General features: G+C 68.8%; 23 protein-coding genes and 1 tRNA gene. 11 read left to right on the top strand and 13 right to left on the bottom strand.

Annotation, left to right across the window (positions count from 1 at the left end; all coding sequences use genetic code 11):
* Positions 1-165 precede the first annotated feature (165 nt).
* A complete protein-coding gene (locus A7U43_RS24145; protein WP_068000052.1) occupies positions 166-1,704 on the bottom strand; it encodes a dolichyl-phosphate-mannose--protein mannosyltransferase in 1,539 nt (512 codons plus the stop codon).
* 24 nt (positions 1,705-1,728) lie between these two features.
* Here A7U43_RS24145 and rsmI point away from each other — a divergent pair, with 24 nt between their 5' ends.
* Together rsmI and A7U43_RS24135 are read left to right on the top strand one after the other, a co-directional pair.
* Complete coding sequence (gene rsmI, locus A7U43_RS24140; RefSeq protein WP_068003644.1) at positions 1,729-2,565, top strand: 16S rRNA (cytidine(1402)-2'-O)-methyltransferase; 837 nt, start codon at positions 1,729-1,731, stop codon at positions 2,563-2,565.
* Between the two features lie 16 nt (positions 2,566-2,581).
* Positions 2,582-3,031, top strand: a complete 450-nt coding sequence (locus tag A7U43_RS24135; RefSeq protein ID WP_231963451.1) for a hypothetical protein — start codon at positions 2,582-2,584, stop codon at positions 3,029-3,031.
* Here A7U43_RS24135 and A7U43_RS24130 read toward each other — a convergent pair.
* The 4 genes from A7U43_RS24130 to metG all read right to left on the bottom strand — a co-directional run bounded on the left by A7U43_RS24130 (position 2,971) and on the right by metG (position 7,883).
* Positions 2,971-4,218 (bottom strand): aminodeoxychorismate synthase component I, encoded by a 1,248-nt coding sequence (locus A7U43_RS24130; protein ID WP_068000050.1) that lies wholly within the window; start codon positions 4,216-4,218, stop codon positions 2,971-2,973. The genes A7U43_RS24135 and A7U43_RS24130 overlap by 61 nt on opposite strands.
* A gap of 19 nt (positions 4,219-4,237) precedes the next feature.
* Positions 4,238-5,122: an RNA polymerase sigma-70 factor gene (locus A7U43_RS24125; RefSeq protein ID WP_068000049.1), complete on the bottom strand. Its 885-nt coding sequence runs from the start codon at positions 5,120-5,122 to the stop codon at positions 4,238-4,240.
* On the bottom strand, positions 5,119-6,261 hold the full coding sequence (locus tag A7U43_RS24120) for an NAD(P)/FAD-dependent oxidoreductase (protein WP_082902288.1): 1,143 nt from the start codon (positions 6,259-6,261) through the stop codon (positions 5,119-5,121). The genes A7U43_RS24125 and A7U43_RS24120 overlap by 4 nt, the downstream gene beginning before the upstream one ends.
* A gap of 86 nt (positions 6,262-6,347) precedes the next feature.
* On the bottom strand, positions 6,348-7,883 hold the full coding sequence (gene metG, locus A7U43_RS24115) for a methionine--tRNA ligase (RefSeq protein WP_068000047.1): 1,536 nt from the start codon (positions 7,881-7,883) through the stop codon (positions 6,348-6,350).
* Positions 7,884-7,900: 17 nt separating this feature from the next.
* Between metG and A7U43_RS24110 the strand changes: the two genes are divergently transcribed.
* The 8 genes from A7U43_RS24110 to A7U43_RS24075 all read left to right on the top strand — a co-directional run bounded on the left by A7U43_RS24110 (position 7,901) and on the right by A7U43_RS24075 (position 15,521).
* Positions 7,901-8,740 carry a TatD family hydrolase gene (locus tag A7U43_RS24110; protein ID WP_068000046.1) on the top strand — a complete coding sequence of 280 codons (840 nt, stop codon included), beginning with the start codon at positions 7,901-7,903 and terminating at the stop codon, positions 8,738-8,740.
* Between the two features lie 121 nt (positions 8,741-8,861).
* Entirely contained in the window at positions 8,862-9,989 is a 1,128-nt protein-coding gene (locus tag A7U43_RS24105; protein WP_068000045.1) for a resuscitation-promoting factor, read from the top strand.
* Positions 9,986-10,921, top strand: coding sequence for a 16S rRNA (adenine(1518)-N(6)/adenine(1519)-N(6))-dimethyltransferase RsmA (gene rsmA / locus A7U43_RS24100; protein WP_068000044.1), 936 nt, complete (start codon positions 9,986-9,988; stop codon positions 10,919-10,921). Before A7U43_RS24105 ends, rsmA begins: the two co-directional genes overlap by 4 nt.
* 210 nt (positions 10,922-11,131) lie before the next feature.
* The gene (locus tag A7U43_RS24095; protein ID WP_068000043.1) at positions 11,132-12,094 is read left to right on the top strand and encodes a 4-(cytidine 5'-diphospho)-2-C-methyl-D-erythritol kinase; all 963 of its coding nucleotides are present in this window, start codon (positions 11,132-11,134) and stop codon (positions 12,092-12,094) included.
* Positions 12,095-12,365: 271 nt separating this feature from the next.
* Entirely contained in the window at positions 12,366-14,003 is a 1,638-nt protein-coding gene (locus tag A7U43_RS24090) for a fatty acyl-AMP ligase (protein WP_068000042.1), read from the top strand.
* A 65-nt stretch (positions 14,004-14,068) separates the two neighbouring features.
* The gene (locus A7U43_RS24085) at positions 14,069-14,548 is read left to right on the top strand and encodes a hypothetical protein (protein ID WP_231963450.1); all 480 of its coding nucleotides are present in this window, start codon (positions 14,069-14,071) and stop codon (positions 14,546-14,548) included.
* Positions 14,549-14,589: 41 nt separating this feature from the next.
* Positions 14,590-14,826 (top strand): hypothetical protein, encoded by a 237-nt coding sequence (locus A7U43_RS24080; protein ID WP_068000040.1) that lies wholly within the window; start codon positions 14,590-14,592, stop codon positions 14,824-14,826.
* A 32-nt stretch (positions 14,827-14,858) separates the two neighbouring features.
* On the top strand, positions 14,859-15,521 hold the full coding sequence (locus A7U43_RS24075; RefSeq protein WP_068000037.1) for a DUF998 domain-containing protein: 663 nt from the start codon (positions 14,859-14,861) through the stop codon (positions 15,519-15,521).
* A gap of 10 nt (positions 15,522-15,531) precedes the next feature.
* On the opposite strand, the gene pth is transcribed toward A7U43_RS24075, so the two are convergent.
* The 8 genes from pth to A7U43_RS24035 form a co-directional block, all read right to left on the bottom strand.
* The gene (pth, locus tag A7U43_RS24070) at positions 15,532-16,107 is read right to left on the bottom strand and encodes an aminoacyl-tRNA hydrolase (protein ID WP_068000035.1); all 576 of its coding nucleotides are present in this window, start codon (positions 16,105-16,107) and stop codon (positions 15,532-15,534) included.
* A 21-nt stretch (positions 16,108-16,128) separates the two neighbouring features.
* On the bottom strand, positions 16,129-16,788 hold the full coding sequence (locus tag A7U43_RS24065) for a 50S ribosomal protein L25/general stress protein Ctc (protein WP_068000033.1): 660 nt from the start codon (positions 16,786-16,788) through the stop codon (positions 16,129-16,131).
* Positions 16,789-16,911: 123 nt separating this feature from the next.
* Positions 16,912-17,778 carry an oxidoreductase gene (locus tag A7U43_RS24060; RefSeq protein ID WP_068000029.1) on the bottom strand — a complete coding sequence of 289 codons (867 nt, stop codon included), beginning with the start codon at positions 17,776-17,778 and terminating at the stop codon, positions 16,912-16,914.
* Between the two features lie 14 nt (positions 17,779-17,792).
* Positions 17,793-18,464, bottom strand: coding sequence for an LpqN/LpqT family lipoprotein (locus A7U43_RS24055; RefSeq protein ID WP_068000028.1), 672 nt, complete (start codon positions 18,462-18,464; stop codon positions 17,793-17,795).
* Positions 18,461-18,802, bottom strand: a complete 342-nt coding sequence (gene arsC, locus A7U43_RS24050; RefSeq protein WP_068000027.1) for an arsenate reductase (glutaredoxin) — start codon at positions 18,800-18,802, stop codon at positions 18,461-18,463. Before arsC ends, A7U43_RS24055 begins: the two co-directional genes overlap by 4 nt.
* 10 nt (positions 18,803-18,812) lie before the next feature.
* Complete coding sequence (locus A7U43_RS24045) at positions 18,813-19,793, bottom strand: ribose-phosphate diphosphokinase (RefSeq protein WP_068000026.1); 981 nt, start codon at positions 19,791-19,793, stop codon at positions 18,813-18,815.
* Positions 19,794-19,880: 87 nt separating this feature from the next.
* Complete coding sequence (gene glmU, locus A7U43_RS24040) at positions 19,881-21,272, bottom strand: bifunctional UDP-N-acetylglucosamine diphosphorylase/glucosamine-1-phosphate N-acetyltransferase GlmU (protein ID WP_068003640.1); 1,392 nt, start codon at positions 21,270-21,272, stop codon at positions 19,881-19,883.
* 148 nt (positions 21,273-21,420) lie between these two features.
* Positions 21,421-21,492: transfer RNA gene (locus tag A7U43_RS24035), tRNA-Gln, on the bottom strand.
* 86 nt (positions 21,493-21,578) lie between these two features.
* Between A7U43_RS24035 and A7U43_RS24030 the strand changes: the two genes are divergently transcribed.
* Positions 21,579-22,169, top strand: coding sequence for a TetR/AcrR family transcriptional regulator (locus tag A7U43_RS24030; RefSeq protein ID WP_068000023.1), 591 nt, complete (start codon positions 21,579-21,581; stop codon positions 22,167-22,169).
* Positions 22,170-22,222 lie beyond the last annotated feature (53 nt).

Raw genomic sequence — 22,222 nt, 5'->3', positions numbered from 1 at the left:
CCGAAGACTCACGCGCCGGTCCGACAGAAACGCACCAATTCTGGACCGGTTCCGCGCCCGGTTGTGGATAACCTCCTGCGGTCCTGCGCCGTTTTCCACAACAGGGTCGTCAACCGTCCGGATGTGCAGCCCTGGTGTGGAAAACGGCGCAGGACAGATGTGGCGCTACCGCCAGGACGGCAACCAGATCTGCATATGCCAGGTGCTCTGCGATATCGGCAGCCCGGTGAGCACCGGGTAGAGCCAGGCGAAGTTGGTGATCACCAGCGCCACATAGCAACTCACCGCGATCAAGCCCAGCGTGCGGCGCTCGGCGTTCTGCCGCGGCTGGTACAGGATGTCGCCGAGTATCAGGGCTATCAACATCACCAGGAACGGCGCCATCGTCGTGGCGTAGAAGAAGTACATCTGCCGGTCGATATCGAGGAACCACGGCAGGAACCCGGCGCAATAGCCCACCAGCACGGCGGCATAACGCCAGTCCCGGCGCACGAACATCCGCCACAGCGCGAACAACAGCACCGGCACGGCGATGAACCACATGGTCGGGGTGCCGACCAGCATCACCGCCTTGACGCAGGACTGTGCGCCGCAGCCGGACACGTTCTGCTGATCGATGGCATAGAGCACCGGCCGCAGCGACATCGGCCACGTCCACGGCTTGGATTCCCACGGATGGTGATTGCCGGCGGCATTGGTCAGCCCGGAATGGAACTTGTAGACCGAGGATGTGTAGTACCAGAGCGAGCGGATCGCGTCCGGCAGCAGCCCGCCCTCACCGATGGTGCGGCCCACCTCGTGCCGGTACACCCCGGTCTCGGAGGCGAACCAGCGCGCATAGGAGGCCAGGTAGACGCAGAACGGGATCACGCCCAGCGCGTACACCGCCGGGAGGGTGTCGCGCCGCAGTGTGCCCAGCCACGGTCGCGGGGCCCGGTACTGGCGCCGGGCGGCGATATCGAAGGCCAGCGTCATCACGCCGAAGAACGCGATGAAGTACAGCCCGGACCATTTGGTGGCACATGCCAGCCCCATCAGCACACCGGCGCCGAACCGCCACCAGCGCACCCCGAGCCGGGGGCCCCACGGCGTCTCGCCGATCCGACCCTCCAGCAGCGCGGTGTGCATCCGCATCCGCACCTGGTCGCGGTCGACGATCAGCGCCCCGAAGGCCGCCACCACGAAGACCACCAGGTACACGTCCAGCAGCGCGGTGCGCGCCGAGACGAAGCTGACCCCGTCGGCGATGACGAGTAGCCCGGCGATCGCCCCGACGAGTGTCGAGCGGCTGATCCGCCGGATGATGCGGGCCACCAGGATCACGATGATGACGCCGCACACCGCGCCGGAGAACCGCCAGCCCAGCCCGGTGTAGCCGAAGAGCCATTCGCCGACGGCCATCAGCATCTTGGACAGCGGCGGGTGCACCACCAGCCCGTAGCCGGGGTTGTCCTCGAGGCCGCCGTTGCCCAGCATCTGCCAGGCCTGCGGGGCGTAGTGCTTCTCGTCGAAGATCGGGGTACCCGCGTCGGTCGGGGACCCGAGGTTCAGGAACCGGGTCAGCGCGGCCAGCGCCCCGATGATGGCCGTCATCACCCAGCCCTGCAGCCGGTCGACGGGCCCGAAGTCCGGTACCGGCACGAGCGGTCCCGGGCTGATCACGGGTGCGGCGCGCTCCGGAAGCACGGTGTCGGGAGCGGTCATCACCGACGATCGTAGGCTGTGCTGGTGCTGACGGGCCGACTGCTGCTGGCTGCCACCCCGTTGGGCCAGCCCGGGGACGCGTCGGCGCGCCTTGTCGACGCGCTGGCGTCGGCCGACGTGATCGCCGCCGAGGACACCCGGCGGGCCCGTGCGCTGGCCGCGGCGCTGGGGGTGACCCCGGCCGGGCGGGTGCTGAGCGTTTTCGACCAGAACGAGGCGAGCCGGGTGCCGATGCTGCTCGAGGAGATCGCCGCGGGCGCCACGGTGCTGCTGATCAGCGATGCCGGGATGCCGCTGATCAACGATCCCGGCTACCGGTTGGTGACCGCGTGTATCGAAGCCGGCCTGCCGGTGAGCTGCCTGCCGGGCCCGTCGGCGGTGACCACCGCGCTCGCGGTATCGGGTCTGGCCGCCGACCGGTTCTGCTTCGAGGGGTTCGCCCCGCGCAAACAGGCGGCCCGGCGCACCTGGCTGGGTGAGCTCGCCGGCGAACGGCGCACCTGTGTGTTCTTCGAGTCGCCGCGCCGGCTGGCCGAGACCCTGCGCGACGCCGTCGATACGCTCGGTCCGGGCCGCCGGGCCGTGGTGTGCCGGGAACTGACCAAGACCCACGAGGAGATCAGACGCGGCACGCTCGGCGAGCTTGCGGACTGGGCCGCCGACGGCGTGCTCGGCGAGATCACCGTGGTCCTGGCCGGTGCGCTCCCGCAGACCGACCTGCAGACCCTCCTCGCCGAGGTGGCCGAGTTGGTGGAGGACGGCATGCGGGTGAAGGACGCGTGCGCGCAGGTCGTCGCCGCGAATCCGGGCGCGCCATCGCGGCGCGAACTCTACGATGCGATCTTGAAGGCGCGCGAATGAGCTGACGGGGGTCATCGTGAATACGACGGTGTTCGTGGTGGTGCTGGTGTTCGCCATCCTGCTCGTGCTGGCCCTGATCGCCGTGCCCTTGGTCCGCTGGCTGCGCAGGCGCGGTGCCGCGGTCGTCGACGAACTCGGTGCCGAACTCGCCGGTGAGACGGTGCTGCGCGGGCCCGAGCAGGGTTCCTACCGTGGCGCCACGGCCGACGGCTACCCGACGGTGAAGAACGCCGGGGTGATCGCGTTGACGCGCCGGCGGCTGGTCTTCCGGACGCTGACGGGAAAGACGATCGAGGTGCCCCTGGAGGCCATCACCGGGGTGCGGGAGGCAACGGTCTTCAAGGGCTCGCTGGTCGGCGGGCAGACCCACCTGATCGTGGTGACCGCCGCCGGTGAGATCGGCTTCTACGTGTTCTCCGGCATCGGCGAATGGGTGGCCACCCTCGAATCGCTGGTGGCGGGCTGACCGAGTCCCACGATGGCGGCCGCCTTGTGTAGGCATTCCTCCCATTCGGCGGCCGGGTCGGAGTCCGCGGTGATCCCGCCCCCGACGCCGAGCACCGCGGTGCCGTGGGCGTCGAACTCCACCGTCCGGATCGCCACGTTCAATTCGGTCCCGGCGCTCGGTGATGCCAAACCGACGGTGCCACAATAAATTCCGCGGCGTTCCCACTCCCACTGCAGCAGTAGTTCGCGGGCCCGGCCCTTCGGGGTGCCGGTCACCGACGCCGGCGGGAAGGTCGCCGCCAGCACCTCGGACAACCGCACATGGGTCGGGACCCGGGCCGCGACGGTGGACACCAGGTGCCACACGCCCGGAGCCGCACGCACCCGCAGCAACTCGGGCACCGTCACCGACCCGGTGACCGCGACGCGGCTCAGATCGTTGCGCACCAGGTCCACGATCATGATGTTCTCGGCCACATCCTTGACCGACTCGCGCAGCGTGTGGGGTGACATGCGCAGCGGCAGCGTGCCTTTGATGGGGCTGGAGATGACCGACTCGCCGCGCCGCCGCAGGAACAGCTCGGGGGACAGCGAGGCCACCGCGCCCCAGTCGCCGGCGACGTAGGCGGCCCGTGCCGGGGCGGTTCGACTGACGGCATCGACGAAGAAATCCAATGGGTCACCGGTGATGTGGCCATGGAACTGGGTGCAGACGCAGGCCTGGTAGATCTCCCCGGCGGCGATGGCGGCCAGGCACGCCGCCACTGCGGCCCGGTGTCGATCGCGCTCGGGTGCGGTCCACGTCATGGCGTACGGCCGCGGCGGCGTTTCGGTGACCCCGGACAGCCATTCGGGAAGTGCTGCACCGGAAAGGCTTTCATGCCACCAGAGCCCGTCGGCGTCCTGGCGCAGCACCGAATCCGACCAGCCGCCCGCGGTGTCCGGGATGCGGTGCGTGCCGGGCCCGTCCGGGTAGGACAGGTAGCCGAACCAGCCACCGCCGACGGCCGCCGATTCCCCGGGCGGCACATCGGGCACCTCGGTGGCCGGTGTCGCGTGCAGCGACGGGGCGATGACGGCCCGGGATCCGAACCAGTCGCCGATCAACGCGGCCGGCGGTGCCAGGCCGATCCGCGCCCCGGCGTCGGCGATCCAGCGCAGCACCCCGGGGGCACTGCCCAGCGGGCCGAGTGGGTCGATGCGCACCGGCCCAGCCTGTCAGAAGCTAGCGGCTGATGGCGCGCGGGATGGTGGCGGTGGTCAACTTCTCCGGGTTGCGCATCGCATAGAAGTGCGAGATCCGGCCCTCGGTGATCTCCACGGTGATGATGCCTTCGAACCGCTCGCCGAGGTAGAGCTTGAGGGCCGGCGCGTTGTTGAAGGTGGCCATTTCGACACGGCCCGCGGTGCCGGCCGTCCGCAACAGCCCGATGATGAGCCGGGCCACCCGGTCGGCGCCGTGCACCGGGCGGCGGGCGGCGCTGACCTTGCCCGCGCTGTCGGCCGTCCAGACCACGTCCGGCGCGAGCAGTTCGATCAGTTTGCTGACGTCACCCGTGGCGGCGGTGGCGAAGAACTGCAGCGTGATCTGCTCGCTGGTGGCCGGGTCGACGGGCTCGAACCGTTTCCGTCGGGCCTGGACGTGTTCGCGGGCGCGGTGCGCCATCTGGCGTACCGCGGCCGCGGTTTTGCCGACGGCCGAGGCGATTTCGTCGTGCCCGAAGCCGAACACCTCGCGCAGCACGAACACCGCGCGCTCATCGGGGCTCAGCGACTCCAGCACCACCATCATCGCCATGGACACCGACTCGGCCAGCACCAGATCCGTGCCGGCGTCATCGGCGTCCACTAGCAGTGGTTCCGGCAGCCAGGGGCCCACGTACTCCTCGCGGCGCCGGGCCTGCGCGCGCAGGGCGTTGAGGGACTGCCGGGTGACCAGCTGAGCCAGGTAGGACTTGGTATCGCGCACCGTATCCAGGTCCACCTCGGCCCAGCGCAGGTAGCTCTCCTGCAGCACATCGTCGGATTCCGTTGCCGAACCCAGAATTTCGTAGGCGATGGTGAACAGCAGCGGCCGCAGGGCGGTGAACCGGTCGGCGTGCTCGCTCATGCTCGGGCGAGTTCGATCCGGCGGGCGCGTTTGCCGCCCTTGAGCCAGAAGTAGGCACCCGGTTTGGCGGCCTCCTTGCGCAGGAACGACAGCGTGCCCTTGCACACCTGTTCCTTGACCAGGGCCGCGGTGCGCCCGCCGAGATACACCCGGATCGGTGTGTCGTCGGTGCGGGCGAGCTGGATGGTGCCGCCGTCGCGGCCGATGCTGATGCACTGCCCGGTGAAGGCCTGATTGATGGGCGCCGGTGCGGATCCCGCGATGCGTGCCAGCACCGTGTTGGCGGCCTGGGCGCCCAGCGGCAGGGCGGCCTGGCAGCTCATCCGCAGCGGCACACCCGAGGGCGCGGCGGCATCACCGGCGGCGATGACCCGGTCGTCGTCGACACTGGTCAACGTCTCGTCGGTGAGCAACCGGCCCAACGCGTCGGTGCGCAGGCCGCTGTCGGCCGCCAGCGCGGGTACCCCGAACCCGGCGGTCCACACGGTCGCGGCGCTCTCCAGAACGCGCCCGTCCGACAGCGTCACGTCGTGGGCGGTCACCGCGGTCACGGTGGGGCCCTCGATCACACTGACACCCAGCTTGGCGAGTTGCCTGGCCACCGACCGGCGGCCCGGGACGCTCAGCGACGGCCCCAGCACCGGACCGGTCACCAGGGTGACCGACCGGCCGGCCTCGGCGAATTCCGATGCCGCTTCGATACCGGTCAGGCCCCCGCCGACCACCACGATCGGGGCCGCTGCCGGGACGTCCTGCAGCCGGGCGGCCAGGGCCTGCGAATCCTCCAATTCGGCGATCCGGTAGGCGAATTCGGGTGCGGCGCCGCTGGTGCTGCCCACCGCGTAGATCAGGTAGTCGTAGTCCAGTGCGGTTCCGGAGGCCACTTCCACGCGTCGCGTCGCGGTATCGATGCGCTGCGCGTGGTCGACCAGCAGGCGCACGTCGGCGTGCAGGAGGTCGTCGTAGCCGGCCACGGCGTCGTCGTTGCCGACGGCGAGCTGGTGCAGCCGGATGCGTTCGACGAACGCCGGGCGCGCGTTCACCAGGGTGACGTCCACCGCCTGCTGCTGCAGGTGGTTGGCGGCCAGCACGCCGGCGTATCCACCACCGAGGACGACGACGCGGGTCTTCTGAGTCATGGTGCTCTCCTGTCTATGAGGGGTCATGCCCTCAAGACACCGGTGCCGCTCCGAGTGTGACACCTTGCGTGCAAGTGTGGCTCAGATCACTGTTCCTGGTATCGCGGGAACACTCCTTCGGGTGTCGGCAGCGCCGTGCCGGGGACCAACCGGGTCGCGATGGCGGTGAAGTCGCGCTGGTCGGCGGGCTGGCCGAGCAGATCGAGCAGCTTGCCGGCCGAGGCCGGCATCACCGGCTGGATCAACAGCGCGGCGATCCGCACGGTCTCCAGCGTCGTGTAGAGCACGGTGGCGAAGCGCTGCTCGTCGGTCTTGCGCAGCACCCAGGGCTCCTGCGCGGAGAAGTACCGGTTGGCGGCCCCGAGCACCGACCAGATCGCCTCCAGCCCCAGGTGCATGGCGGGCTCGTCGAAATGGCCACGCACCCGCGGCAGCAGCGCGTCGGCGAGGGCGATCAGCGCCGCGTCCTCGGCGCTGAACTCACCCGGCGTCGGCACGACACCGTCGAGGTTCTTGGCGACCATCGACAGCGAACGTTGGGCCAGGTTTCCCAGCTCGTTGGCCAGGTCGGCGTTGATCCGGCCGATGATCGCTTCCTCGCTGTAACTGCCGTCCTGGCCGAACGGCACCTCCCGCAGCAGGAAGTACCGCACCTGGTCCACACCGAAGGCATCCACCAGGGCGATCGGGTCGATGACATTGCCCACCGACTTGCTCATCTTCTCGCCCTTGACGTTGATGAAGCCGTGCGCGAACACCCTGCGCGGCAGCGCGATACCCGCAGACAGCAGGAACGCCGGCCAGTAAACGGTGTGGAACCGGATGATGTCCTTGCCGATCACGTGCAGATCGGCGGGCCAGTACCGCTGGAACGACTCGGCGGCGGTGTCGGGGAAACCCACGCCGGTCAGATAGTTGGTCAGCGCGTCGACCCACACGTACATGACGTGATCGGGATGATCGGGGACCGGCACGCCCCAGTCGAACGTGGTGCGTGAGATGGACAGATCGCGCAGACCGCCGGAGACGAAGCTGACCACCTCGTTGCGTCGGACATCGGGCCCGATGAACTCCGGGTGTTCGGCGTAGAGGGCGAGCAGCCGGTCGGCGTACGCGGACAGCTTGAAGAAGTAGGTCTGCTCCTCGGTCCAGGTGACCGGTGTGCCGGTCTCGGCGGCGATGCGCGAACCGTCGGGCAGCAGCTCGGTCTCGTCCTCGGCGAAGAACCGCTCGTCGCGGATCGAGTACCAGCCGGCGTAGGTGCCCAGATAGATGTCGCCGGATTCGTTCATCGCCCGCCAGATCGCCTTGGACGCCTCGTAATGGTCGGCGTCGGAGGTGCGGATGAACCTGTCGAAGGAGATGTTCAGCTTCTCCTGCATGCTCTGGAACACATCGGAGTTGCGGCGCGCGAGGTCGGCGGTCGGGATGCCCTCGGCGGCGGCGGTCTCGGCCATCTTGAGGCCGTGCACGTCGGTTCCGGTGAGGAAGCGGACATCGAAACCATCGAGGCGCTTGAAGCGGGCGATCGCGTCGGTGGCCGTCTTTTCGTAGGCGTGACCGATATGCGGCGCACCGTTGGGGTAGTCGATGGCTGTGGTGATGTAGTAAGGCGTACTCATTTCAGGTTCACCCTAGAGTGTGGGCCGTGAGTGCAAAGCGCGAGTCGCCGCCGGTGCCGGAGCCCCTCGCGCCACTGATCGACGCGCACACCCACCTCGACGCCTGCGGCGCCGAGACCGCCGCCGATGTCACCGCGATCGTGGACCGGGCCGCGGCGGTCGGGGTGCAGGCCGTGGTCACCATCGCCGACGACCTGGACGCCGCGCGCTGGGCCGCGCGGGCCGCGGACTGGGATCCACGCGTGTACGCCGCGGTGGCGCTGCATCCCACCCGCGCCGACGCGCTCGATGACGCGGCGAAGGCGGAGCTGGAGGTGCTGGCCGCCCGGCCGCGGGTGGTGGCGGTGGGGGAGACCGGTATGGACATGTATTGGCCGGGCAAGCTGGCGGACTGCGCCGACCCCGCGGTGCAGCGTGAGGCCTTCGCCTGGCACATCGACCTGGCCAAACGGGTGGGAAAGCCGCTGATGATCCACAACCGGGACGCCGACGACGAGGTGCTCGACGTGCTGGCCGCCGAGGGAGCACCCGAGTCGGTCATCTTTCACTGCTTCTCCTCCGACGCCGCGATGGCCCGCACCTGCGCGGCCAACGGATGGATGGTCAGCCTGTCGGGGACGGTCAGCTTCCGGAACGCCCACGCGCTGCGCGAGGCCGCTGCCGTCGTCCCCGCCGAGCTGCTGCTGGTGGAGACCGACGCACCGTTTCTGACCCCGCACCCGTTCCGCGGTGCGCCCAACGAGTCGTACTGCCTGCCCTACACCGTGCGGGCGCTGGCCGACCTGCTGGACCGGCCGGCGGCCGAACTGGCTGAGATCACCACGACGAACGCGCTCCGCACCTACGGCATCGGGTGAGGCATTCGCCGTCGTGCCGAGTTGGCGCGGTCCACCGAACTTCGTTACCGTCCTGTTATCGAATGCGGCCGGTCGTCCTGACTGCTCGTGTGCCGCGCTCTCGAGTCAGGGATCCAAATCAGTGAATGTCTTGAACAAGCTCCATGAGTCGCAGTCATCTGCGCTGCGGTTGTTGGTCGGCGCACTGCTGCTCACCTTGGTGTTTGCCGGTGCGGTCGCGGTCACCTCGCACAAGACGGTCACACTGACCGTCGACGGCACCGAGCTCACCGTGGCAACGATGAAGTCGCGGGTCATCGACGTCGTCGAGGAGAACGGCTACACCGTCGGCGAGCGCGACGATCTCTACCCGGCCGCCGACGCCGCCGTGGCCGATACCGATGCGATCGTGCTGCGTCGCAGCCGCCCCCTGCAAATCTCCCTGGACGGCCGAGGCACTACGGAGGTGTGGACCACCGCGTCGACGGTGCAGGAGGCGCTCGCGCAGCTGTCGATGACCGACACCGCTCCCGCGGCGGCCTCCCGCGGCAGCCGTTTGCCCCTGGCCGGAATGTCATTGCCCGTGGTGAGCGCCAAAACCGTACAGCTCAACGACGGCGGCACCCTGCGCACCGTCCGGCTGGCCGCCCCCACCGTCGGGGCCCTGCTCGAGGCTGCGGGTGCGCCGCTGCAGCAGCGCGACACCGTGGTCCCGGCCCCGTCGGCACCGGTGGTCGACGGTATGCGCATCGACGTGACGCGCATCCGGATCGAGAAGGTCACCGCTCAGGTTCCGCTGCCCCCGCCCAGCAACCGCATCGAGGACCCGACGCTCAATCAGAGCCGCCAGATCGTCGAGGATCCGGGCACCCCCGGCCTGCAGGACGTGACGTTTGCCATCGCAGAGGTCAACGGGGTCGAAACGGGTCGACTGCCGGTAGCCAATGTCGTCGTGCAGCCGGCGCGTCAAGCTGTGCTGAGGGTCGGCACCAAACCCGGTACCGAGGTTCCGCCGGTGACCAACGGGCACACCTGGGACGCCCTCGCCGGGTGTGAATCGGGTGGTAACTGGGCTATCAACACCGGCAACGGATATTTCGGTGGCGTCCAATTTGACCAAAACACCTGGGAGCGGCAAGGCGGTTTGCGCTATGCTCAGCGGGCAGATTTGGCGACTCGCGAAGAACAGATCGCGATTGCTGAAGTGACGAGGGCACGTCAGGGTTGGGGTGCCTGGCCGACATGTAGCGCCAGATTGGGGTCATCATGACGATCCGACTGCTCGGGCGAACCGAGATACGGCATCTGGCCCGGGAGATCGACTTCCGGCCGAGGAAGGCGTTTGGACAGAACTTCGTCCACGACGCCAACACCGTGCGGCGCATCGTGTCCGCATCCGGTGTCCATCGGCAGGACTCGGTGATCGAGGTCGGCCCCGGCCTCGGCTCCCTGACGCTGGGTCTGCTCGACCGTGGCGCCCGGGTGACCGCGGTGGAGATCGACCCGGTGCTGGCCCGGCAGCTGCCCAAGACCATCGCGAACCACTCGCACAGCGAGATCGGCCGGTTGACGGTGCTCAACCAGGACATCCTGACGCTCAAGGCCGACGATATCGACGAGCTGCCCACCGCGCTGGTCGCCAACCTGCCCTACAACATCGCGGTCCCGGCGCTGTTGCATCTGCTGGCCGAGTTCCCGTCCATCAAGACGGTGATGGTCATGGTGCAGGCCGAGGTCGCCGAACGACTCGCCGCCGAGCCCGGTGGCAAGGATTACGGGGTGCCGAGCGCCAAGGTGCGTTTCTACGGCGAGGTGCGCCGCTACGGCATGGTCTCGCCGACGGTGTTCTGGCCGATCCCGCGGGTCTACTCCGGTCTGGTCCGCATCGACCGGTACGAGAAGTCCGAGTGGCCGACCGACGCGGCGTTCCGCGAGCAGGTCTTCGAGCTGATCGACATCGGTTTCGCGCAGCGCCGCAAGACGTCACGCAATGCGTTCGCCGAGTGGGCCGGGTCCGGCAACGAATCGGCCGAGCGCCTGCTGGCGGCGAGCATCGATCCGGCGCGCCGCGGCGAGACGTTGGCCATCAAGGACTTCGTCCGGTTGTTGCAGCGGTCGGGCGAATTGGCGCCGCCGCCGGCCCCCGCGCCGGAGCCCGCCGTGCGTGAATCCGAGCGTGCGGTCGACCCGGCTCGCAGCTGACCGCTGGCAAAGTCTGTCGGTCCCCGGTCCGCTTCGCGGCCGATCAGCAATGACGACCGTTATCGCGCAAAATGGCATTCCCGGCCATCTCATTGTGATCCTTGACACACTGCGCCGGCAAACATTAGTCTGGCCATCGGCGGCGGGATCTGACGAGGGGTATCTCAGCGCCTGAACGCTCGGTTCTGCGCGTGGCGGTAGTGTCGTGCGGTGTCTGCATCAGACGGCGATATCGCAACCGAGTGGGTGCCCACCGGTTCGGTCACGGTGCGCGTCCCCGGCAAGGTCAATCTGTACCTGGCGGTCGGGGATCGCCGTGCCGACGGCTATCACGAACTCACCACGGTGTTCCATGCCGTTTCGTTGTTCGACGACGTCACCGTGCGCGACGCCGAGCGGCTCACGCTGCGGATGTCCGGCGAGGGGTCCGAGGCGCTACCGACCGACGAGCGCAACCTGGCGTGGCGGGCCGCCGAGCTGCTGGCCGCTCACGTCGGCCGCGCACCGGATGTGGCGATCTCCATCGTCAAGTCGATCCCGGTGGCCGGGGGTATGGCCGGCGGCAGCGGAGATGCCGCGGCGGTGCTGGTGGCCATGAACCAGCTGTGGGAGCTGGGGGTGCCCCGGCGCGATCTGCATGCGCTGGCGGCCGAACTCGGCAGCGATGTGCCCTTCGCCCTGCACGGCGGTACGGCGTTGGGTACCGGCCGCGGGGAGGAACTCGCGACCGTACTGGCCCGCAGCACCTTCCACTGGGTGCTGGCCTTCGCCCACGAGGGACTGTCCACACCCGCCGTGTTCGCCGAGATCGACCGGTTGCGCGAGACCCCCGACCGGGGTGGGCCGCCCCGGCTGGAGGATGCCGAGCCGGTGCTGGCCGCGTTGGCGTCCGGTGACCCGCACGAGCTGGCCGCACTGCTGGGCAATGACCTGCAGCCCGCCGCGCTGAGCCTGCGGTCGGACCTGCGCCGCACGCTGCGGGCCGGCCGCGACGCCGGGGCGCTGGCCGGCATCGTGTCCGGGTCCGGGCCCACCTGCGCCTTCCTGTGCGCTTCGGAGTCCGACGCCGTCGACGTGGGCACCGCGCTGTCGGGAGCCGGCGTGTGCCGCACCGTGCGGGTGGCCGGCGGGCCGGTGCACGGGGCCCGTGTGGTGCCGGACCCGGCGCGCTGAACCAAACCTTCCCGGGTTGTGACACATGTCTCGATCGGCCCGAGCGTTTGGCAGTTACTTAAGGGTTCTTTAAGATGGGCTCCGGTGGAAAACCGCAGCCCGATCTCGTGAGTTAGCGGCAGGCCATCACCGATTTGAGACACAACTGCTTCCCAATTGTGTGTGCGCGCCTCTCTCGAAGAGTGCACTAGCAGGCGGAACATAGGGAAACGCGCAAGGAAACTGGCGCCGACGTCGCACGTGACCCGGCCCAGACACCGAGGAGGTCGTCGTGAGCCGATTCACCGACAAGATGTACCGCAGCGCCCAAGAGAGCACCCGGGGCATGGTCACCGGCGAGCCGTACGAGCCGGTCCGCCACACCTGGGCCGAGGTGCACGAGCGGGCCCGCCGGGTGGCCGGTGGATTGGCAGCGGCCGGTATCGGCCCCGGCGATGCCGTCGGCGTGCTGGCCGGTTTCCCGGTCGAGATCGCACCGACCGCCCAGGGCGTGTGGATGCGCGGCGGCAGCCTCACCATGCTGCACCAGCCGACCCCGCGCACCGACCTTGTCGTGTGGGCCGAGGACACCATGACCGTCATCGGCATGATCGAACTCAAGGCCGTGATCGTCTCCGAGCCTTTCATCGTCGCCATCCCGGTGCTCGAGGAAAAGGGCATCAAGGTCCTCAAGGTGGCCGACCTGCTGGCCGCCGACCCGATCGACCCGGTCGAGACCGGCGAGGACGATCTGGCGCTGATGCAGCTGACGAGCGGCTCGACGGGTTCCCCGAAGGCCGTGCAGATCACGCACCGCAACATCTACTCCAACGCCGAGGCCATGTTCATCGGCGCCCAGTACGACGTCAACACCGACGTCATGGTCAGCTGGCTGCCCTGCTTCCACGACATGGGCATGGTCGGCTTCCTCACCATCCCGATGTACTTCGGTGCCGAGCTGGTGAAGGTCACCCCGATGGACTTCCTGCGCGACACCCTGCTGTGGGCCAAGCTCATCGACAAGTACAAGGGCACCATGACGGCGGCCCCGAACTTCGCCTACGCGCTGTTCGCCAAGCGGCTGCGCCGCCAAGCCAAGCCGGGCGAGTTCGATCTGTCCACCCTGCGGTTCGCGCTCTCGGGCGCCGAGCCGGTGGAGCCCGCCGATGTCGAGGACCTGATCGACGCGGGTAAGCCGTTCGGTCTGCCGGCGTCGGCGATCCTGCCCGCCTACGGCATGGCCGAGACCTGTCTCGCGGTGTCCTTCTCACCGTGCAACGCCGGCCTGGTGGTCGACGAGGTCGACGCCGACCTGCTGGCCGCGCTGCGCCGCGCGGTGCCGTCCAGTAAGGGCAACACCCGCCGGCTGGCGTCGCTGGGCCCACTGCTCAACGATCTGGAAGCCCGCATCGTCGACGAGGACGGCGCCGTGCTGCCGGCCCGCGGTGTCGGTGTCATCCAGCTGCGTGGCGAATCCGTCACCCCGGGCTACATCACGATGGCGGGTTTCCTGCCGACCCAGGACGAGAACGGCTGGTATGACACCGGCGACCTCGGCTACATCACCGACGAGGGCAACATCGTCGTGTGCGGCCGGGTCAAGGACGTCATCATCATGGCCGGACGCAACATCTACCCGACCGATATCGAGCGGGCCGCCGGCCGCGTCGAAGGGGTGCGCCCCGGCTGCGCCGTCGCGGTGCGCCTGGACGCCGGCCATTCTCGCGAAACGTTCGCCGTGGCAGTCGAATCCAACGCCTACCAGGATCCGGCCGCGGTGCGCCGCATCGAGCACCAGGTCGCCCACGAAGTGGTGACCGAGGTGGACGTGCGCCCCCGCAACGTCGTCGTGCTCGGCCCGGGCACCATCCCGAAGACGCCGTCGGGCAAGCTGCGCCGAGCCAACTCGGTGGCACTGGTCACCGGCTGACCCTCTTTCTCGCCAATCCTTCCGACGCCCGGCACCTTCTCCCGCGACGGGGTACATTCCTCCTGGTGATCCGCGCTGACGCGGTCGTCAATAGAGGAGGCTTTGTGCTGCGCGGACGTTCTACGGTCACGGTGAGCGCGCTCTCTGCCGTCGGTGTTGCCGCGGCGATGCTCTGCGCGGCGGCGGCCTGGGCCGGAGGTCCGGGCGGGGTCGTCGAGGACACCGACCTGTCCAGGGCCGTCGGTTCCGGTCTGGTGGACGGCCTGCTGGTCGGCTATACGGCAACCGGGCCCACCAACGAGGTGGCCGCGGCCAACGTGGTGTCGCTCTGTCAGGGTGCCGGGGCCGACCAGTGCAGCAGCGACGAGGTCACCAACGACGTCTTCTGTGTCGTGACGGTGGGGGCCGATGACGGCAGCGGCCTGGTCGCCGGCGGTGCCGGCGGGACCATCGCGGCCGCACGTGAGGATGCCTTCGCCAACGCCACCCGGGCGGGTGTGGCACTCGACCCCGCCGCCCGAGTGCTGGCGTCGTCCTGCCCGTGAGTGTCCTTGCCAGCAGCCGATTCTCGGCGGGAGAAGGTGTCGTGACCCATTACGCGAAGTATCCGGCGGTGTTGTTCGTCGGCAGTGCCGTCGCGGCGGCCCTCATCTCGGCGCCGGCGGCCAACGCCGTGCCGACCTGTCAGGACGCGGGCAGTGTCACCCGATGCCAGACCAACGGCAGCGTGTCCATCAAGGCGGTGCCGGGAACCCGGGCGCCCAACGTGGCCGAGTCCATCCCGCGCGGCAACAACAGGTCGGGCATCATCCTGTCCTGGTAGGCCGACATCGGGGGCGTCCCTACCCTGGTGTGATGGACCGTGCTTCTCACGCGTTGTGCGGCTGGATCGCGGTGCTGGGGGCGGCCACCTCGGTGGTCGCCATCTTGGCCTTGGACGCCGTCCTCGGCGGCGAATCGCACCGGCCCGGTCGCACACTGCGGATGGCGACCATCTCCGAGTACGTCTACACCGCGGGTGGCTGGGCCTTCCTCACCGGCGTGCTGGCGCTGGCCGTCGGCTCGATGCTGTTGCTGGTCGGGTTGATCCGCGCGGGCGTGCTGGCTCCGCTGTCGGTCGGGTCGATCCTGTTGTCGCTGTGGGTGATCGGCCTGGTCGGGGTGGCCGCGTTCCCGAAACACAACTGGGAGATCGGACCGAGCACCAGCGGGTCGATCCACCGGCTGGCCACCCTGCTGGCCTTCGTGTCGCTGCCGGCCGCGGTGCTGGTCATCGCCCGCCGGCACCGGCAGGCCCGGCCCGCGGTCTGGCTGGCCTACGGTTCGCTGGCCTGGCTGTCGGTGCTGTTCGGCGCCATCGTCATCGGCATGCTCACCGACCTGCGCTGGTATCGCATCATCCCGCTCGGAATCGTCGAACGCGGGATTGTCGCGTTCGAGGTGGGTGCGGTGCTCGCGCTCGGAATCTGGCTCATCCGTGGGGAATTCGCAGCCGCCAAGCGCGTCGAACCGGCCTGAGCGGGTCCGGCTACCAGGCGTGGACGGTGTTCTGCGCGGCCTCCAGGCCCTGCTCAAGAAGCAGTTCGGTGGCGTCGGCGGCCTGCTCGCAGATGGTGGGGACCTCCGGGCGTTCGGCGGCCGAGAAATTCTCCAGCACGTAGGCCGCCGGGTCCTTGCGCCCGGGCGGGCGGCCCACCCCGACGCGGACCCGCTGGAACTCCTTGGTGCCCAGTGCCGCGGCCACCGAGCGCAGGCCGTTGTGACCGCCCTCGCCGCCGCCGAGCTTGAGCCGGATCCGCCCGAAGTCGATATCGAGTTCGTCGTGCAACACCACGACATCGGCGGGCGCCACCGAATAGAACTTCGCCAGCGGGCCGACCTGGCGGCCCGACTCGTTCATGTAGACCCGCGGCTTGGCGAGCACGACGGCCCGGTTGCCGAGGCGACCTGTGGTCACCTCGGCACCGGACTTCTTGTGCACCTTGAACCCCGAACCGATGCGCGCGGCCAGGATGTCGGCGACCATGAAACCAAGGTTGTGCCTGGTTTTGGCGTAGTTCGGCCCGGGATTGCCCAGGCCGACCACCAACAACGGTTCGGCCATCAGTTCGGAAGAAGCACGCCGTTACTCGGCGGCTTCGCCCTCGGAGGCATCGCCGTCGGCGGCTTCCTCGGCCGGTGCCGCGGCGGCGTCGGCCTCGCCGGCGCCCTCGCTCTCCAGGTCCTCGGCGGTCGGCGCCGCGACGACGTTGACCACCAGGGTCTCGGGATCGACGGTCAGGCTGACACCCTTGGGCAGCTCCAGCTGACCCGCGGTGATCTGGGTGCCCGCCGTGGCGCCCTCGACCGACACCGTGACCTGCTCGGGGATGGACATCGCCTCGGCCTCGATGGCGATCGTGTTCGCGTCCTGGGTGACCAGGGTGCCCGGGGCGGCCTCGCCCTCGACGAGCACGTTGACGTCGACGTGCACCTTTTCGCCACGCTTCACCACGAGCAGGTCCACATGCTGGATGTTGCGGCGCACCGGGTGGATGTCCAGCGCCTTGGTCAGGGCCAGCTGCTCGGTGCCCTCGATGTCCAGGGTGAGGATGGCGTTGGTGCCGGAGTGGCGCATTACGGCCGCGAAGTCGCGGGCGTTGAGCTCCAGGTGCTGCGGATCGGTGCCGTGGCCGTAGAGCACGGTGGGGATGTTGCCGTCGCGGCGGGCCTGGCGCGAGGCGCCCTTACCGGTGCGGGTGCGCACGGTCGCGGTCAGCTTGTTGGGGGCCGAGTTCTTGGCCATGTGTTCTTACTCCTGTGCCGGTGAGGGAAATCGCACGGCCAGGGAAGAACAGACAAGTTCCCGTCGATAACGGTGGCCGGGCCACCCTCGCCGTGATCGGCATCAGGGTAGCCCACCGTCGCCTCAGATCTGAAATTCGGTACCGGTGAGCTGGGCGGACAGCGCCCACAGGGCGGCCGCGGTCCGGGTGTTGCGAGCCAGCGGGCTGCGCGGGCTGAGGCCGGTCGGTCCGCGCATGCCGAACCGCGGGCCGATGAAACTGTCCCCGGGGACGTCCGCGGCCACCGCGTACAGCGTCTGGCGGGCCCCGAAATCGGCATCGGTGGCGACCCTGTTGGCGGCCTTCCAAAACCGATCCCCGGTGGGGTTGCCGGTCTGGCCCTGCAGGTTGGTCGCCGAGTAGCCGGGATGGGCGGCCACGGCGCGTACCGGTGAACCGGCGGCGGCCAGTTTGCGCTGCAACTCGCTGGTGAACAGCAGGTTGGCCAGCTTGGACTGCCCGTAGGCCAGCCATGCCGAGTACGGCCGCGAACGCCAGTTCAGGTCCTTGAGGCTGATGACGCCGAGCAGGTGCATCACCGAGGACACCGTCACCACCCGGTCGGTGATCTTGGGCAGCAGCAGGTTGGTCAGCGCGAAATGCCCGAGGTGATTGGTGCCGATCTGGCTCTCGAATCCGTCGGCGGTCTGGGCGTACGGCACGGCCATGATGCCGGCGTTGTTGACCAGGACATCCACCGTGTCGGTCTGCCCGGCGAAGGTACGCACCGAGGCCAGGTCCGCCAAGTCGAGCCGACGGACCTCGACATCGCCGGTCATGGTGGCGGCGGCGTCATGGCCCTTGTCGGTGTTGCGGACGGCGAGCACCACCGAGGCGCCGGCCCGGGCCAGTTCGCGGGCGGTGATCAGTCCCAGCCCGCTGTTGGCCCCGGTGACGATGACGCGACGGCCGGCGAACGAGGGCAGATCTGCGGCGGTCCATGAACTCATGGTGGCCAGGGTATCTACTTGGCCGCGACGTTGAACCCGGAGATGATCTGCTCGATCGCCGCGCCCTTGGCTTCCGCGTCATCGGCGAAGCTGGTGATGGTCAGCTGCACCAGGTACTTCTGTGCCTTCGGTTCGAGCTGCCCGGGCGCCGGCTTGTCGGGCATCTTCCCGGTGGCGAACACGATGCGGTTGTAGGCCTGCATGCGCTGCCCGTTGAGGTCATAGGTGCCCTCGATCATCGACGAAGGGAATCCCTTGAAGTCCTCGCGAGAACCGTTGAGCTTCTTGAAGTTCTCCGACACTTCGGCGTCGACGTCGGCGTGCTTGAGGGCCTCGGCGGTGTCGAAATCCCCGTCCAGGGTGAACACCATCAGCATCGCCGTCGGGTAGGTCTCGCCATCGGCGATCACCCGGGTGCCCGGTGCCAGGTTGGTGTTGGTGTAGTCCTGCCAGCCCTTGGGCCGCGGGACCGTGACGGTCAGATCGGTGAGCTTCTCCGGGGCGACCGGTTGACCCTTCACCCCGACGCCCTCCAGATACGCCGAGAGCGGGACGGATTCCTCGGAGGTGGCGGGAGGCGACGTCGACGGGGCGGTCGACAGCAGCGACTGGTAGTCCGGCGTGGCGTCGCCGCAGCCGGCCAGCAGCGACACCGCGGCCGCCAGCACCGCAAGTGCCGCCCTCACAAGATCTCGTGGACCGAATCGATCGGGCGCGCCAGCCGGGTGCCCTTGTCGGTGACCACGAACGGTCGCTCGATCAGGATCGGATGCGCTGCCATCGCGTCGAGCAGCTCGTCATCGGAGGCGTCGGCCAAACCCAGTTCGCCGTACAAGGATTCGCGTTTGCGGACCGCGCCGCGCACCTCGATGCCGGCGTCGGCGATCAGGGTCTGCAGCTCGGCACGCGTCGGCGGCGTCTTCAGATACAGCACGATCTCCGGCTCGATACCGTTGTCGCGCAACAGTTCCAAGGTCTTGCGCGAGGTCGAGCATTTCGGGTTGTGCAAGATGCGGGCCGCCATGTCCGGGCTCCTAGGCGGATCCGTCGAACAGCCCGGTGACCGAGCCGTTGTCGAACACCGCCCGGATGGTGTTGGCCAGCAGCGGCGCGATCGACAGCACCGTGAGCGCCGGGAACCGCTTCTCCTCGCCGATGGGCAGGGTGTTGGTGACGATCACCTCGCGGGCACCGCAGTCGGCCAGACGCTGCGCGGCCGGGTCGGAGAGCACGCCGTGAGTGGCGGCGATGATGACGTCCTTGGCGCCGTCCTGGCGCAGCAGGTTGACCGCTCCGGCGATGGTGCCGCCGGTGTCGATCATGTCGTCGGTCAGGATGCAGGTCTTGCCCTTGACCTCACCGACGACCCGGTTGGACTTGACCTGGTTGGGCACCAGCGGGTCGCGGGTCTTGTGAATGAAGGCCAGCGGGACGCCGCCGAGGGCGTCGGCCCATTTCTCGGCCACCCGGACGCGTCCCGAGTCGGGGGAGACGACCACCTTGTCGTCATCGGCGTAGTTCTCGGCGATGTAGCCGGTGAGCAGCTTCTGGGCGCGCATGTGGTCCACGGGCCCGTCGAAGAAGCCCTGAATCTGGTCGGTGTGCAGATCGACGGTGACGATGCGGTCCGCACCCGCGGTCTTGTACAGATCGGCGACCAGGCGGGCCGAGATCGGCTCGCGTCCGCGGTGCTTCTTGTCCTGGCGGGCGTACGGGTAGAACGGCAGGATCGCGGTGATCCGCTTCGCACTGCCGCGTTTGAGCGCGTCGATCATCAGCAGCTGTTCCATCAGCCACTGGTTCAACGGGGCGGGCGTGCTCTGCAGCACGAACGCGTCGCAGCCGCGTACCGACTCGTCGAAACGGACGAAGATCTCGCCGTTGGCGAAGTCCCGCGCGGTCTGCGCGGTCACCGGGACATCGAGTTCCTTGGCCACCTGCTCGGCCAGCTCGGGATGGGCCCGACCCGAGAAGAGCATCAGGTTCTTGCGGTTGTCGGTCCAGTCGTGGCTCATCTGTCGCCTTCGCCAGTCGGGTCGATTACGCGCCAATCGTACGGGCCAGTAACCGTCCCGCGTCCCCGGGTTACCAGATTGCGAACATCAGGCGTCGGGTTCGGATGCCCCGGCCCGGCGCGCGGCGTCGGCGGACGCGCTGGCTGGGCGCTTGCGCAGCACCCAGCCCTCGATGGTGTGTTGGGTGTTCTCCGAGACCGCCAGCGCACCCGGGGGCACGTCGTCGCGCAGCACCGTGCCCGCGCCGGTGTAGGCGCCGTCGCCGACGTTCACCGGGGCCACGAACATGGTGTCCGAACCGGTCCTGACATGAGAACCGATTGTGGTGCGGCGCTTCGATTCTCCGTCGTAGTTGACGAATACGCTGGAGGCGCCGATATTGCTGTGCTCACCGATGTCGGCGTCCCCGACATAGGTCAGGTGCGGCACCTTGGTCCCCGCGCCGATGGTGGAGTTCTTGGTCTCGACGAAGGCGCCGAGCTTGCCGTCGGCACCCAGTTGGGTGCCGGGGCGCAGATAGCTGAACGGGCCGACGCTGGCCCCGGCGCCGATGACGGCCAGCTGAGCGTGGGTGCGCACGACCGACGCGCCGTCGCCCACCTCGACATCGGCCAGCGTGCTGTGCGGCCCGATGATGCAGTCGGAGCCGATCGCGGTGGTCCCGAGCAGCTGGGTGCCCGGATGCACCACGGTGTCGGGCCCGATCTCCACATCGACGTCGATCCAGCTGGTGGCCGGGTCGATGACGGTCACCCCGGCGCGCTGGTGGCGTTCGACGATCCGGCGGTTCAGCTCGGCGCCCAAGGCGGCGAGCTGGACGCGGTCGTTGACGCCGGAGACCTGGGTGGCGTCGGCCACGTGCTGGGCGCGCACGGTGTGCCCATCGGCGCGCAGGATGGCCACCGCATCGGTGATGTACAGCTCGCCCTGGGCGTTGTCGGTGCTCAGCCGGGTCAGCGCCGAGCGCAACGCGGCGGCGTCGAAGGCGTACACACCGGAGTTGATCTCCCCGATCGCGCGCTGGGTCTCGTCGGCGTCGGCCTGCTCCACGATCGCGGCCACCGCGCCGTCGGCGTCGCGCACGATGCGGCCGTAGCCGGTCGGGTCGGCCAACGTGGTGGTCAGGATGGTCGCCTGGGCGCCCTCGTGCGCGGCGGTGAGCGCCGCCAAGGTGTCCGCGCCCAGCAACGGCACATCGGCGGTGGTGATGACCACGGTGCCGGCGAAGTCGTCGGGCAGCGCGGTGAGTCCGACGCCGACGGCGTGTCCGGTACCGAGTTGCTCCTCCTGGACCACGGTGCCGATCGTGGTGTTGGTGCGCTCGGCGACCCGGCTGACCTCGGCGTTCACCCGATCGCGGCCGTGCCCGACGACGACCACCGCGTGGCTGGGGGCCAGCGCGGTCAGCGCGTGCAGGACGTGGGCCAGCATGCTGCGCCCGCCGAGGGGGTGCAGCACCTTGGGGGTGGCCGAACGCATCCGGGTGCCGGCCCCGGCGGCCAGCACGATCACGGCGGTTTCGGTGGCTGACAAGGATTCCTCCGATATCGCTCGGCAATCTGTGCTGCCTGCTCGCGCGGCAAGCCTCGCTCGATGCTCCGTCCCGAGGGTCGCTCGGCAAGCCTCGCTCCGTCGCCAGGACTCGAACCTGAACTATCTGAACCAAAATCAGAGGTGCTGCCGATTACACCACGACGGACTGATCAACCCGTGACTCTAGTCGAACCCGCTAGGGTTCCAAGCGTGGCAGCACCCGACAAAGAGACTCGTGCGCCCCGCGCCCGGATGACCGGCAGTGAACGACGCCAACAGCTCATCGAGATCGCCAAGTCGTTGTTCGCCGAGCGCGGTTTCGACGGCACCTCCATCGAGGAGATCGCCCAACGCGCGAATGTCTCCAAACCGGTGGTCTACGAGCATTTCGGCGGCAAGGAGGGGCTGTACGCGGTCGTCGTGGACCGCGAGATGTCGGCGTTGCTCGACGGGATCACCGCATCGCTGACCAACAACCGGTCCCGGGTGCGGGTGGAGCGGGTGGCCCTGGCCCTGCTGACTTATGTCGAGGAACACACCGACGGCTTCCGCATCCTCATCCGTGATTCGCCGGCGGCCATCACCTCGGGCACCTATGCCTCGCTGCTCAACGATGCCGTCAACCAGGTGGCCTCGATCCTGGCCGGGGACTTCTCCCGGCGTGGCCTGGATCCGGAACTCGCGCCGCTCTACGCCCAGGCGCTGGTCGGATCGGTGTCGATGACGGCCCAGTGGTGGCTCGACGTGCGTGAGCCGCCGAAGGAAGTGGTGGCCGCGCACGTGGTCAACCTGTGCTGGAACGGGCTCACACACCTGGAGTCCGATCCGAAGCTGGAGGACTGACCGCACCCCGGCGCGAGCTCCGTCACTGTCGGGCGCCGCCTAGGATGGACCCC

Source organism: Mycobacterium adipatum (assembly GCF_001644575.1).
GTDB classification, from domain to species: Bacteria; Actinomycetota; Actinomycetes; order Mycobacteriales; family Mycobacteriaceae; genus Mycobacterium; species Mycobacterium adipatum.
The sequence above is the reverse complement of the archived record's forward strand: the minus strand, read 5'-3'. Positions and strand labels throughout refer to the sequence as shown.